This is a genomic window from Burkholderia sp. Ac-20392 (genome assembly GCF_017104585.1).
In the GTDB taxonomy this organism is placed as follows: Bacteria; Pseudomonadota; Gammaproteobacteria; order Burkholderiales; family Burkholderiaceae; genus Burkholderia; species Burkholderia lata.
The window spans coordinates 1-12,713 of sequence record NZ_JAAGPB010000244.1 but is presented as its reverse complement, the minus strand read 5'-3'; the positions used below and the strand labels follow the sequence as shown (position 1 = coordinate 12,713).

At 67.9% G+C, this 12,713-nt stretch carries 13 protein-coding genes and 1 pseudogene; 2 read left to right on the top strand and 12 right to left on the bottom strand.

Annotation, left to right across the window (positions count from 1 at the left end):
• A partial coding sequence (gene ggt / locus G3N99_RS23900) for a gamma-glutamyltransferase (protein ID WP_206123625.1) occupies positions 1 to 1,739 on the top strand: 1,739 nt, incomplete at its 5' end.
• A 52-nt stretch (positions 1,740 to 1,791) separates the two neighbouring features.
• Here ggt and G3N99_RS23895 read toward each other — a convergent pair.
• From G3N99_RS23895 to G3N99_RS23870, 6 genes are all read right to left on the bottom strand, one after another.
• Positions 1,792 to 2,754, bottom strand: coding sequence for an ABC transporter permease subunit (locus G3N99_RS23895; RefSeq protein ID WP_206123626.1), 963 nt, complete (start codon positions 2,752 to 2,754; stop codon positions 1,792 to 1,794).
• The gene (locus G3N99_RS23890) at positions 2,754 to 3,551 is read right to left on the bottom strand and encodes an ABC transporter ATP-binding protein (protein WP_206123624.1); all 798 of its coding nucleotides are present in this window, start codon (positions 3,549 to 3,551) and stop codon (positions 2,754 to 2,756) included. Before G3N99_RS23890 ends, G3N99_RS23895 begins: the two co-directional genes overlap by 1 nt.
• Positions 3,552 to 3,579: 28 nt before the next feature.
• The gene (tauA, locus tag G3N99_RS23885) at positions 3,580 to 4,596 is read right to left on the bottom strand and encodes a taurine ABC transporter substrate-binding protein (RefSeq protein WP_174916224.1); all 1,017 of its coding nucleotides are present in this window, start codon (positions 4,594 to 4,596) and stop codon (positions 3,580 to 3,582) included.
• 251 nt (positions 4,597 to 4,847) lie between these two features.
• Positions 4,848 to 5,840 carry a lipoyl synthase gene (gene lipA, locus G3N99_RS23880; RefSeq protein WP_039346279.1) on the bottom strand — a complete coding sequence of 331 codons (993 nt, stop codon included), beginning with the start codon at positions 5,838 to 5,840 and terminating at the stop codon, positions 4,848 to 4,850.
• Positions 5,833 to 6,591, bottom strand: a complete 759-nt coding sequence (lipB, locus tag G3N99_RS23875) for a lipoyl(octanoyl) transferase LipB (protein WP_166965229.1) — start codon at positions 6,589 to 6,591, stop codon at positions 5,833 to 5,835. Before lipB ends, lipA begins: the two co-directional genes overlap by 8 nt.
• An 84-nt stretch (positions 6,592 to 6,675) precedes the next feature.
• The gene (locus G3N99_RS23870) at positions 6,676 to 7,002 is read right to left on the bottom strand and encodes a DUF2917 domain-containing protein (protein ID WP_122946777.1); all 327 of its coding nucleotides are present in this window, start codon (positions 7,000 to 7,002) and stop codon (positions 6,676 to 6,678) included.
• 102 nt (positions 7,003 to 7,104) lie between these two features.
• Between G3N99_RS23870 and G3N99_RS23865 the strand changes: the two genes are divergently transcribed.
• Positions 7,105 to 8,091, top strand: a complete 987-nt coding sequence (locus tag G3N99_RS23865) for a transcriptional regulator GcvA (protein ID WP_206123623.1) — start codon at positions 7,105 to 7,107, stop codon at positions 8,089 to 8,091.
• Here G3N99_RS23865 and G3N99_RS23860 read toward each other — a convergent pair.
• The 6 genes and pseudogenes from G3N99_RS23860 to G3N99_RS23835 all read right to left on the bottom strand — a co-directional run.
• Complete coding sequence (locus G3N99_RS23860; protein WP_011353335.1) at positions 8,075 to 8,383, bottom strand: YbeD family protein; 309 nt, start codon at positions 8,381 to 8,383, stop codon at positions 8,075 to 8,077. The two genes, G3N99_RS23865 and G3N99_RS23860, sit on opposite strands and share 17 nt — an antisense overlap.
• A complete protein-coding gene (locus G3N99_RS23855; RefSeq protein WP_174946569.1) occupies positions 8,383 to 9,309 on the bottom strand; it encodes a D-amino acid aminotransferase in 927 nt (308 codons plus the stop codon). The genes G3N99_RS23860 and G3N99_RS23855 overlap by 1 nt, the downstream gene beginning before the upstream one ends.
• Before the next feature lie 48 nt (positions 9,310 to 9,357).
• A complete protein-coding gene (locus G3N99_RS23850; RefSeq protein WP_011353337.1) occupies positions 9,358 to 10,671 on the bottom strand; it encodes a D-alanyl-D-alanine carboxypeptidase family protein in 1,314 nt (437 codons plus the stop codon).
• A gap of 487 nt (positions 10,672 to 11,158) precedes the next feature.
• Entirely contained in the window at positions 11,159 to 11,803 is a 645-nt protein-coding gene (locus tag G3N99_RS23845; protein ID WP_174937743.1) for an alpha/beta hydrolase, read from the bottom strand.
• A 13-nt stretch (positions 11,804 to 11,816) separates the two neighbouring features.
• On the bottom strand, positions 11,817 to 12,134 hold the full coding sequence (locus G3N99_RS23840; protein WP_011353339.1) for a ferredoxin: 318 nt from the start codon (positions 12,132 to 12,134) through the stop codon (positions 11,817 to 11,819).
• 305 nt (positions 12,135 to 12,439) lie between these two features.
• Positions 12,440 to 12,713: pseudogene (locus G3N99_RS23835) on the bottom strand (teicoplanin resistance protein VanZ); the annotation flags it as partial.

The window sequence follows — 12,713 nt, the reverse complement described above, 5'->3', positions numbered from 1 at the left end:
CCGCCGTGCCGCTGCCCGGCTTCCATGCGCCCGAGCTGTCGTCCGGCTGGACCGACAAGCCGGGCTGGACCTCGCAGCGCTTCATGATCGCGGCCGCGAACCCGCTCGCGACGCAGGCCGGCTACGACATGCTGAAGGCAGGCGGCACCGCGATCGACGCGGCGATCGCGACGCAGATGGTGCTCGCGCTCGTCGAGCCGCAATCGTCGGGAATCGGCGGCGGCGCATTCATGCTGTACTTCGACGGCAAGGCAACGCAAGCCTACGACGGCCGCGAAACCGCACCGGCCGCCGCGACCGACCGCCTGTTCTACGGGCCGACCGGCCAGCCGATGAGCTTCTACGAAGGTGTCGTCGGCGGGCGCTCGGTCGGCACGCCGGGCGTGCTGCGCATGCTCGACGCCGCACACCGCGCGCACGGCAAGCTGCCGTGGCGCCGGCTGTTCCAGCCGGCGATCCGGCTCGCCGAGCACGGTTTCACGATCAGCCCGCGGCTCTCGACGCTGATCGCCAACGACAAGTACCTGAAGAACGACCCGGCCGCGCGCGCGTACTTCTACAACCCGGACGGCACGCCGAAGGCGGCCGGCACGGTGCTGAAGAACCCCGCGCTCGCGACCGTGCTGCGCCAGGTCGCCGACCGCGGCGCGAACGCGTTCTACAGCGGCGCGATCGCGCGCGACATCGTCACGAAGGTGCGCAAGCACCCGACCAACCCGGGCCTGCTGTCGCTCCAGGATCTCGCGCGCTACAAGGCGAAGGTGCGCGCGCCGCTGTGCGCCGACTACCGTCGCTCGGTCGTGTGCGGGATGCCGCCGCCGTCGTCGGGCGGCCTCGCGATCGCGCAGATGCTCGGCATCCTCGAAGCGATGCCCGACTGGCAGCAGATCGGCGCGCAGAAGCCGGTGCGCAACGACATCGGCTACGAGCCGACACCGTTCGCCGCGCACCTGTTCAGCGAAGCCGGGCGCCTCGCGTATGCGGACCGCGCACGCTACGTGGCCGATCCCGATTTCGTGCCGCTGCCGGGCGGCAGCTGGGCGAGCCTCACCGACAAGACCTATCTCGCGCAGCGCGCGCACCTGATCGGCGACAGCAGCATGGGCGTCGCGCAGGCCGGCACGCCGCAGGGCGCGACGCTCGCGATGGCCGACGACCGCAGCCCCGAGCTGCCGTCGACGTCCGACATCGCGATCGTCGACCGCTACGGCCAGGCGCTGTCGATGACGACCAGCATCGAGGACGCATTCGGTTCGCGGCTGATGGTGCGCGGCTTCATGCTGAACAACCAGCTCACCGATTTCTCGTTCGTGTCGAACGACAACGGCCGGCCGGTCGCGAACCGCGTGCAGGCCGGCAAGCGACCGCGCTCGGCGATGTCGCCGGAACTCGTGTTCGACAAGAAGACGAAGCAGGTGACGATGATCGTCGGCTCGGCCGGCGGCCCCGCGATCATCAATCACGTCGCGAAGACGCTGGTCGGCGTGCTCGACTGGGGGATGACGATGCAGCAGGCGATCGCGCTGCCGAACTTCGGGTCGATGAACGGGCCGACGCAGCTCGAACGCGGCCGCGTGTCGGAAGCACTCGCCGACGGGCTGAAGGGCCGCGGTCACGACGTGCAGGTCGTCGAGATGAACTCGGGGCTGCAGGGGATCCAGCGGCTGAACGTGCAGGGGCAGACGGTGTGGTTCGGCGGGGCGGATCCGCGGCGGGAAGGGGTGGCGATGGGGGATTGAGGGCGGCAGGCCGGGGCGGCGTGCAGACGTCGCCCGTATCGCCGGTGTTCCGTCAGCCTCTCCCCTTCCACGGCACGATCCGCCGCTCGACCCACCGCATCGCGAGATCGAACAGCCACGCGATCGCGCCGATGATCAGGATGCCCATCACGACGATGTCGGTACGCAGGAAGCTCGACGCGTTGAGCACCATCTGCCCGAGCCCGGCGGTCGCGGCAACCATCTCGGCCGCGACGAGCGTCGTCCAGCCGAAGCCGATCGCGATCCGCAGCCCGGTGAGGATCTCCGGCAGCGCGGCCGGCAGCACCACGTGCCGCACGATCTGCGCGAAGCTGCCGCCGAGCGAATACGCGGCGTTGATCTGCTCGACGGTCGCGGCGCGCACGCCGGCGCGCGCGGCCATCGCGATCGGCGCGAAGCACGCGAGGAAGATCACGACGAGCTTCGCCGTTTCGTCGATGCCGAACCAGATCACGACGAGCGGCAGGTACGCAAGCGGCGGCAGCGGCCGGTAGAACTCCAGCAACGGATCGAGCACGCCGCGTGCAATGCGGCTCACACCCATCAGGATGCCGGCCGGCACGCCGATCGCGGTCGCGAGCAGGAACGCGCCGAACACGCGCGCGGCGCTCCACAGCAGATGTTCGGACAGCGGCAAGCCGCCCTGGATGCGCCCGTGCCATGCGTCGACGAATGCCGCCCACACGGCTTCCGGTGCGGGCAGGAACAGCGGCGGCAGCCACTGGCGATGCGTGGCAATCCACCACAGTACGGCCAGCACCGCGACCGTCGCCGTGCTCAAGGCCGCCGTCTTCCCCTCCCCCGGCAACCGGTAGCGGCGCGACGACGGCGCACGACGTTCTGCCGCCCGAGTCCGCGTGCGATCGCCCTGCTCCAAACCTGCGGCCGTCCCGTCGGCCACCCACGAATCCTGCGTGCTCATGCTGTCCTGCCTCTGCAAAGTGCTGATCCGACCGCGTCCGACCGACGCGCCCTGTCGCGCGAGTTCGTGCATCACGCGGCCACCTCGGCCGCCGCGTCGCGATGCAGATACGCGATCAGCCGCTCGCGCCACGCGATGAAATCCGGTGAAGACTTCACCGCACGCGCATCGCGCGATTCGACGTAGCGGCGCGCGAACGGCAGTTCGAAGGTTTCCGCGATCCGGCCGGGGCCGGGCGTCATCACGACGAGACGCGTCGCGAGGAACAGCGCCTCCTCGACATCGTGCGTAATGAAGAACACCGTCTTGCCGGTGCGCGCCCACACGTCGAGCACGAGCGCCTGCATCGTGCCGCGCGTCATCGCATCGAGCGCGCCCATCGGCTCGTCCATCAGCAGCACGCGCGGGTCGCTCGCAAGCGCACGCGCGATGCCGACACGCTGCTGCATCCCGCCCGACAGCTCGTACACCCGCGCATGCGCATGACCGTCGAGCCCGACGAGCGCGAGCATCTCCCGCGCCCGTGCTTCGCGCTCGGCCTTCGACACGCGCGCGAAGCGCAGCCCGAGCGCGACGTTGTCGAGCACGTCGAGCCACGGCAGCAGCGCGTACTTCTGGAACACGACGCCGCGATCGGCGCCGGGGCCCGTGACCGGCACACCGTCGACGCGCACGTCGCCGGTGGTCGGCGCGACGAAGCCAGCCATGCAGTTCAGCAGCGTCGTTTTCCCGCACCCGGACGCGCCGAGCGCGACGACGAATTCACCGGCATCGATGCGCAGGTCGACGCGCGCGAGCGCCTGCGTCGTCGGCCTGCCGCGCTCACCCGGATAGGCAACCGATACCTGACGGACTTCCAGCGTGCTCATGCTCGGGGCTCCGCGATGATCGCCGCGCTCAGCGCGCGGCCTTCTGCACGAACTGCGGATCGACACCGGCCGAATAGTCGGCGAGCACCGTCTGGATCGTGCCTTGCGATTTGAGGAAGGTGGCGGTCGCCGCGAGCGACTTCGCTGCGCCCGATTGCGCACCGCCGCCGAGCCACGTCGGCGACGCCTGCTCGGCCGCCGTCGGGAATGCGTAGAGCGCGAGGCTGGCCGGCACGTCCTGCGCGTTCGCGCCCGACACCTTCGCGACCGCCGCGACCTGCGGCGAGCCGACCTTCCACGCAGCGGCATGCGCGCGGTAGTCTGCATCGGCGGCTGCGAGCACCTTCACGAAACGCGTGACGAACTCGGGGTTCTCGCGCGCGAACTTGCGGCTCACGACGAAGCCGTCGAAGGTCGCCTTGCCGCTTTCTTTCGCCACCTGGCCCGACGTCGTCAGCACGGTGCCCGACTGCTTGACCTTCGCGAGCACCGGATCCCAGATGTAGGTCGCGTCGATGTCGCCGCGCGCCCACGCCGCCGCGACTTCGGGCGGACGCAGGTTGACGATCTTCACGTCGTTCGGATTGACGCCCGCGGCCTGCAGCGCAACGAGCGTGTGGAAATGCGACGTCGACACGAACGGCACGCCGATCTTCCTGCCCTTCAGCGATGCGACGTTCGTGACGCCCGAGCCGTTGCGCGCGACGAGCGCCTCGGCGTCGTTGATGTTGTCGAGCACCCAGAACAGCGAGATGTCGAGCCCCTGCGACAGCCCGGCCGCGATCGGGCTCGAGCCGGCTTCGCCGAGCTGCACGGAGCCCGACGCGAGCGCACGGATCACGTCGGCGCCGCTGTCGAGCTTGCGGAACGTGACCTTGTAGCCGGTCGCCTTTTCGACTTCACCGCTCGCCTGCGCGTAGCGCCACGGCACCACCATGTCCTGGTACGCGATCACGACTTCGCGCGTTTCGGCGTGCGCCGCGCCGAGCGCGGCAAAGGCGGTCAGCGCGACGACGGCGCGGCGGATGAAGCTGAAACGGGACATGCGGCTCTCCTTCGGAATGCGGGCATTGCTGCGGGAGAGCCGACTATAGGAGCTTTGCGCGCGGTGGGAGCGAACTTATCCTGCGAAGCTATCGATGCCGTTTCAGCTTTGCTTTCCATGCTCGACCGGATTGCGCGTCCGGTCCGGTGGCGATTGCCGTGCGAACGCGAGCATGGCGTCCGCGCCAACAAAAAAGCCCGCATCGCTGCGGGCTTTTTCGGGTTCGCCATAAGACGGCGAAGCAAGGACGCTCAGACCACCCCGGCCCCGTGCGCCTGCAGATCGGCGTGATAGCTCGACCGCACCATCGCGCCGACGGCCGCGTGCGTGAAGCCCATCTTGTACGCCTCTTCCTCGTACATCTTGAAGGTATCCGGATGCACGTACGCACGCACCGGCAGGTGGTGCTCGGACGGCTGCAGGTACTGGCCGATCGTCAGCATGTCGACGTCGTGCGCGCGCAGGTCGCGCATCACCTGCAGGATTTCCTCTTCGGTTTCGCCGAGGCCGACCATCAGGCCCGACTTCGTCGCGACGTCCGGATGCAGCGCCTTGAAGTCCTTCAGGAGCTTCAGCGAGTGCGCGTAGTCCGAACCCGGGCGCGCTTCCTTGTACAGGCGCGGCACCGTTTCGAGGTTGTGGTTCATCACGTCCGGCGGTGCGGCGTTCAGGATCGAGATCGCGCGGTCGAGACGGCCGCGGAAGTCCGGCGTCAGGATTTCGATGCGCGTTTCCGGCGACTGTTCGCGCACTTCGCGGATGCACTCGACGAAGTGGCCGGCGCCGCCGTCACGCAGGTCGTCGCGGTCGACGCTCGTGATCACCACGTACTTGAGCTTCAGCGCGCCGATCGTGCGCGCGAGGTTCTTCGGCTCGTCCGGATCCAGCGGATCGGGGCGGCCATGGCCGACGTCGCAGAACGGGCAGCGGCGCGTGCACTTGTCGCCCATGATCATGAACGTCGCGGTGCCCTTGCCGAAGCATTCGCCGATGTTCGGGCAGCTCGCTTCCTCGCACACCGTATGCAGGTTGTGCTCGCGCAGGATCGTCTTGATCTCGTTGAAGCGCGAGCTGCCGGTGGCCGCCTTCACGCGGATCCACTCGGGCTTCTTCAGCTTCTCGATCGGAATGACCTTGATCGGGATGCGCGCCGTCTTCGCCTGCGCCTTCTGCTTGGCGGTCGGATCGTAGGCAGGGGTCGCGGCCGAATCGGCCGGTGCGGGGGAAGCGGTAACGTCAGTCATTCGAATGTTGTTCCAGTGCCTGCGGCTTGTCGGCGGCCGCGGATGCGCCGTCGAGGTTGGCGATCAGACGGCGCACCAGCGTGTGGGCGACGTCGTTCCAGTCGGCGGCAACCTCGAGGCTCGCCATGTCGACAGTTTCCAGTCCGGCATAGCCGCACGGGTTGATCGCAAGAAACGGGCGCAGATCCATCTTCACGTTCAGGCTCAGCCCGTGATAGCTGCAGCCGTTGCGGATCTTCAGGCCGAGGGCCGCGATTTTCGCGCCCTCGTGCACGCCGGACGCCACGTAGATCCCGGGCGCACCCGCCTTGCGGACCGAAGCGAGATTATACGCCGCGAGGGTTTCGATCACGGCCTCCTCGATCTTCGTCACCAGCGTGCGCACCATCAGCTTGCGCCGGCGCAGGTCCAGCAGCAGGTAGGCGACGATCTGGCCGGGGCCGTGGTAAGTGATTTGCCCGCCGCGGTCGACCTTCACGAGCGGCACGCCGCTGTCGGCCACCAGCAGGTGGGACGGGTCGCCGGCCTGGCCGAGCGTGTAGACGGGCGGGTGCTCGACCAGCCAGATCTCGTCGCCGGTGTCGGCCGTGCGCGTGTCGGTGAACGCGCGCATCGCGTCGAAGCTCGCCTCGTAGGTCTCGACGCCCCGCCAGCGCACGGTGACCGGCGGGGCCGGCTGATCCGGGGACCCGGCGGGCGATGCGGAAACGGCAACAGGCGTGGACACGATGGAAACCGGCGAAACGGACATGGGCGGTAGTTTACCGAAAACCCGTGGGTCTCGCCGGCCTTGGAGAGGGGACGGATCGCCGGTATCCGTCGGAGGAAATAATGGTCAGACGGTGCGCCAGCCGTCATGGAGCAGCGCGGTCACGCGTTCGCGCAGCCGTGCCAGCCCGCCGAGCGCGACTTCCCGCGGCGGCCGCGACACCGAGAATGCCACCCGCGTGCCCTCCCGGCCTTCCGCGCTGAGCCACAGCCGCTCGCCGCGGCGCAGCTTCAGCGTTTCGCCGTCGACCAGGAAGTAGTCGTTGACGTCGTTGCTGCGCGTCGCCCATACCGGCCCGCACTGCACCACCAGCCGCGTGCTGCGTTGTACCTTCATCGGCACGGTTTCGCCCGCGGGGATTTCGAACGTGATGCTTGAAGAAATTTCTTGCATGATCGACTCCGCCAAAAAGTGCTTCGATGGCTACAATCGTAGTCACTTCAAGGCGTCCGACAAAACGACCAATTTTCACGTCGATGTGAGGAAAATTAGCAAATGGACCTCCGCCAGCTACCTGCGCTGAACGCGATTCGCGCGTTCGAAGCCGCCGCCCGTCACGAGAATTTCTCGCGCGCCGCCGACGAGCTGTACGTCACGCACGGCGCGGTCAGCCACCAGGTACGCGCGCTCGAGGAGGAACTCGGCGTGCAGCTGTTCACGCGCAACGGCAAGCGGCTATGCCTGACCGACGCCGGCATGCGCTACGCGCAGCAGATCCGCACCGCGCTGATGGTGATCGCCGATGCAACCCGCGACGTGCGCGCGAGCGACCGCGACCGGCGGCTCGTGGTGTCGATGCTGTCGTCGTTCGCCGCGCGTTTCATCACGCCGCGCATCGGCACGTTCATCGAGCGGCATCCGGAAATCGACGTCGAGCTGCAGTCGACCAACTCGCTCACCGATTTCGCGCGCGACGACGTCGATCTCGCGATCCGCTTCGGCCATGGCAACTACCCGGGGCTGCATGTCGAGCCGCTGTTCGACGAGGTGTTCTTTCCGGCATGCGCGCCGACGCTGAACGGCGGCAAGCTGCCGCAAACGCCCGCCGATCTCGTGCACTACAACCTGCTGCGCTCGGACGACGAGCTGTGGCGGCCATGGTTCGACGCGGCCGGGCTCAAGACGCTGACCGAGCCGAAACGGGGGATTCTGTACCAGGATTCGTCGAACCTGCTGCTGGCCGCGATCGACGGCCAGGGCATCGCGCTGGTGCGCCGCTCGCTCGCGGTGCACGACCTGCTCGACGGGCGCATCGTGCGCCTGTTCGACATCGACGGGCCGAGCCCGTGGCACTATTTTTTCGTGTGTCCGCCGCCGCTCCTGAACACGCCGCGCGTGCAGGCGTTCAGAACCTGGCTGCTTCAGGAAGTCGCCGAATACAAGCGGCTGTGCGACGAGCTGGACGCGCGGCGCGCGGCGGGGAGGACCCCCGCCGAGTGCGCGCAGGAAGGAGGCTGGAAGGCGCTTAGAGTACGACCTTGACCATCGGATGGCCGGTCAGTGCGCGGTAGATGTTGTCGAGCTGTTCCTGGCTCGTCGCCCGCACGGTGATCGTGAGGCCCGTGTAATTACCGCCGCTCGACGCGCGCTCCTCGATCTTCTCGACATCGATCTCGTTGTCGTGAACGGCGACGACCTTGAAGATCGTGTCCTTGAACTCGGGGTGCGCCTTGCCCATGATCTTGATCGGGAAATCGCACGGGAACTCCAGCAGCGACTCCTTCCGGGTATCGATCGCGCCGGTCACCTCGATGGTTTTGGTCGGTTCGCTCATCATTTGCTCCGGGTTAGGTCAAACTGTTCAAACTCGCGCGCTTTCGCGCGCTGGTACGCGTCATACAACGCCGCGAACACGGGGCCCGGCTTGCCGCCCTGCACGGGCAGATCGTCGAGCGACGTGACGGGCAGCACTTCCTTCGTGGCCGACGTGATCATGATCTCGTCGGCTGCGCGCAACTCCACTTCGCTGATCTCGCGTGCGACGAACGGAATCTTGCATTCGTCGGCCAGCTCCTCGATCAGCGCGTAGCGGATCCCCTCGAGGATCTTGTTGCTGCGCGGCGGCGCGATCAGCTCGCCGTTCTTCACGATCCACACGTTCGACGACGAGCCTTCCGTCAGGTTGCCGTCGCGCAGTTGCAGCGTCTCGAACGCATCGCGTTCCGCAGCATGCTGCGCCATCAGCACGTTGCCGAGCAGCGAGGTCGACTTGATGTCGCAATGCAGCCAGCGACGATCCTCGGCCGTCACGCAGCGCACGCCCTGCGCGCGTTCTTCGGCGGACGGCAGGCGCAGCGGGCTCGTCATCACGAACACCGTCGGCACCGCGTTCGCGGGGAACGCGTGGCCGCGCTTCGCGACACCGCGCGTCACCTGCAGGTAGACGAGCGCGTTGCCGTCGCCGAGCCCTTCGGCATTCGCCGCGACGACGCGCTCGATCAGCGCACGCCAGCCCGCATCGTCGTGCGGGCTCACGATGCCGATCTTCTTCAGGCTGCGCTCGAGCCGCGCCAGATGCTGCTCGATCCGGAACGGCACGTGCGCGCCGTCGTGTGCATAAACGGGGACAACTTCATACACGCCGTCGCCGAAGATGAACCCGCGGTCGAGCACCGGTACACGGGCTTCCGACAGCGGCACCATTTCCTCCTGCGACGAGACGCTGAGGTAGACGATCGGTTCAAATTCGGCTTGGCTCATAGCTATGACAGATGGGGATGAAGTCGTAAAAACAAAGGCCCGTCGTGCTTACTTCTTCTTGCTGAACATCAGCAGGATCGAGTCCCAGATACGCCCGAAGATACCCGCTTCCGGCACCGCCTGCAGCGCGACGACCGGGAATTCCGACAGCGTCTTGCCGTCGGCGACGATCTTCACGGTGCCGACCTGCTGGCCTTCCGCGAGCGGCGCGATCAGCGGCGCGTTGACGTCGACTTCCGTCTTGATCTTGTCGCCGAGGCCGCGCGGCACGGTCGCCCACTGGTCGCCCTTCACGCCGACCTGCACGGTGTTTTCCTTGCCCTTGTAGATGCGCGGCGTCGACATCGCCTGGCCGCCCTTGAACAGGCGCACCGAATCGAACGCGCTGTAGCCGTAGTTCAGCATCTTCATGCTGTCCTGCGTGCGCTCGCCTTCCTTCTGCTCGCCCATCATCACCGACACCAGGCGGCGCTGGCCGTCCACGCCCGGAATCGCGCGCTTCGCCGACGCGATCAGGCAGTAGCCGGCCGCTTGCGTATGGCCCGTCTTCAGGCCGTCGACCGTCGGGTCGAGCCACAGCAGGCGGTTGCGGTTGCCCTGGCGGATGTTGTTGTACTTGAATTCCTTCTCCGAGAAGATGCTGTAGTACTGCGGAAAATCGCGGATCAGGTGCGCGGACAGCTTCGCGAGGTCGCCGGCCGTCGTGTAGTGGTTCGGGTCGGGCATGCCGTTCACGTCGGCGAAGTGCGTGCCCTTCATGCCGAGGCGCGCAGCCTCGTCGTTCATCAGGGTGACGAACTGCCCTTCGCTGCCGCCGACGAGTTCGGCCAGCGCGATCGCGGCGTCGTTGCCCGACTGGATGATCATCCCGTACACGAGGTCGTGCACGGACACCGGCTTGTTCGCCTCGATGAACATGCGCGACTCGTCGCGGCCGACGCGGCGCACGGCTTCGCTCGGCGTGACGATCTGCTCCATCGAGATCTTCTTCTTGTCGAGCGCCTCGAACACGAGGTACGCGGTCATCAGCTTCGTCAGCGACGCGGGCTCGACGCGTTCATCGGCATTGCCCGACGCGAGCACCGTGTTGCTGGTCGCATCGACGAGCACCCACGAGCGCGCATTCACGCCCGGCGGCGGCACGGCGCCCGGCATGTAGGTCGCGGGCGCGCCGGTGAACTGCTCGGTGGCGGCCGGCGCCGCATGCGCGGCCTTGGCCTTGGCGGCCGGCTTCGCCTCGGCGACGACGATCGTCGATGCGAGTGCGACGGGCAGCATCACGCCGAGCGCGACGTTGCGCGCGGCGGTGCCGAAGGCGATGGAGGAAGCGAGGGACTTGAGGCCTTGGGGAGACAGACGCATGATCGATTCAGGCTGATGGCAGAAAGTGCGGTGCGAAACGCGCAGGGTTGAACGGCAAGGCGGCGGGCGTTTCGGGCACTCGCCCGAAATCGTCGGGCGACGCGAAACGCGCCGGTTGGACTCGTGCGGACGCGTTCGGTTCGCGGCCGTCGCGAGCGGGCGGACAGGCGGCGAAACGAGCGCCGCAATGGGCCCAGCCGGGCCGCGGGCGACGCGGAATCCGGCCATTATACGTGGCCGCGCAGGGCGTTTTCGCGAACCTGGCGCCGGACCGTCGCACATCTGCATCGGGCGCAGGGTGACGGCAAGCTGCACGTCATCGCACGCGAAGCTGTGCGAAAGGCATGCGCAGGCGAGGTGGAAGTCGGGTTGCGCCGCACGCTGCGGCGCGATGTCGCGCGGGGGGAACGCGCGTCCGGCGCGTGCCGGAGATCCGGTGTGAGAGGCGACGCGGGCGACCGGCGTTACGCCGGCACCCGCGCACGGGCTAGCGCCACGCGTCGACGATGATGCGCTTCAGCACGTGCAGCTTGCGATGCAGGAAATGCTCGGCGCCGGGGATCACGACGACCGGCAGTTCCTGCGGCCGCGCCCAGTCGTACACGGAAGCGATCGGCACCGTGTCGTCGGTTTCGCCGTGGATCACGAGCGTGTTCTCCGGCACGTCGGCCACCTGCCAGCGGCTCGCGGCCGTGCCGACGAACACCATCCGTTCGATCGTCTCGCCCGCGTCGCGCAGCCGCTTCGCGACGTGCGACAGCACGAAGGTGCCGAACGAGAAGCCCGCGAGCACGAGCGGCAGGTCGGCGTACGCGGGCTGCGCGCGCATGTGCGCGAGCACCGCGAGCAGGTCGTCGGCCTCGCCGGTGCCGTTGTCGTGCACGCCTTCGGTCGCGCCGACGCCGCGAAAGTTCGACCGGAACACGACGTAGTCCAGCTGCACGAGCGTGCGCGCGAGCGTCTGCGCGACCTTGTTGTCCATCGTGCCGCCGAACAGCGGATGCGGATGCGCGACCAGCGCGATCCCGCGCGGCGCGGCGCCGCTCTCGCGCACGGCGTCGGGGAGGTCGACCGCGATTTCGATCTGCCCGACCGGGCCCGCGATCAGCGACTTCTGCGTATGAACGTTCATTCGGCCGGCCCGCTCAGATCTTCAGGCGGTCGACGACCTTGCCGTCGCGCAGGTGCGATTCGACGATCTCGTCGATGTCGGCCTGGTCGACGTACGTGTACCACGTGCCTTCCGGATACACGACCATCACGGGCCCTTCCTCGCAGCGGTCGAGGCAGCCGGCCTTGTTGATGCGAACCTTGCCGGGCCCCGCGAGGCCGAGCTCCTTCACGCGCTTTTTCGCATATTCCTGCATGCTCTGCGCGTCGCATTGCGCGCAGCTCGGGCGTTCGGCGCCCGGTTCGCGCTGGTTCAGGCAGAAGAAGACGTGGTGCTGGTAGTAGGAATCCATGATGGTGACGAGCGTCCCGGCGCGAGGCCGTGCGGAAAGAGGAGCGGTTGCCGCTGCGCGGGGCAGCGGGCGTGAAGTGTTCGGTGCCAAGCGGCGCTCATGTGCCAGCGGATTCGTGCTCGTGGCAACGCGCAAACCGCAGCGATGCCTGGTGGCATCGCGAGGATTTGCAACGCGGCCACGGGCGCGAAGGCGCCGCACATCAGTGCCGATTGGTGCCGAACACTGCACTCATGCGGACGATTATAGCGAGCGGCGCACGCGGCTGCCCGCGATACGGCCGCCGCGTGGCCCTGACCACCGCGTCAGCGGCGCAACGCGGCCGGCAGCCACGCATGCTCGACGCGCTGGCCGAGCCAGATCAGCGCCGCGTAGGGCCAGATCCACGCGAGCCAGCGCGCGAGGCTGTTGAAGTGCACGTAGCGGCCCTGCCGCCAGCCCGACAGCGTGAAGTCGAAGAACGGATTGACCGGCAGCAGGTTCACGAGCGCCACCCCGGCCAGCAGTGCGAGCGCCGCAAACGTCGCGCGCCACGCCGCCGGCACGTGCAGCGCGACGAGCGCGGCCGCAAACCCGAGA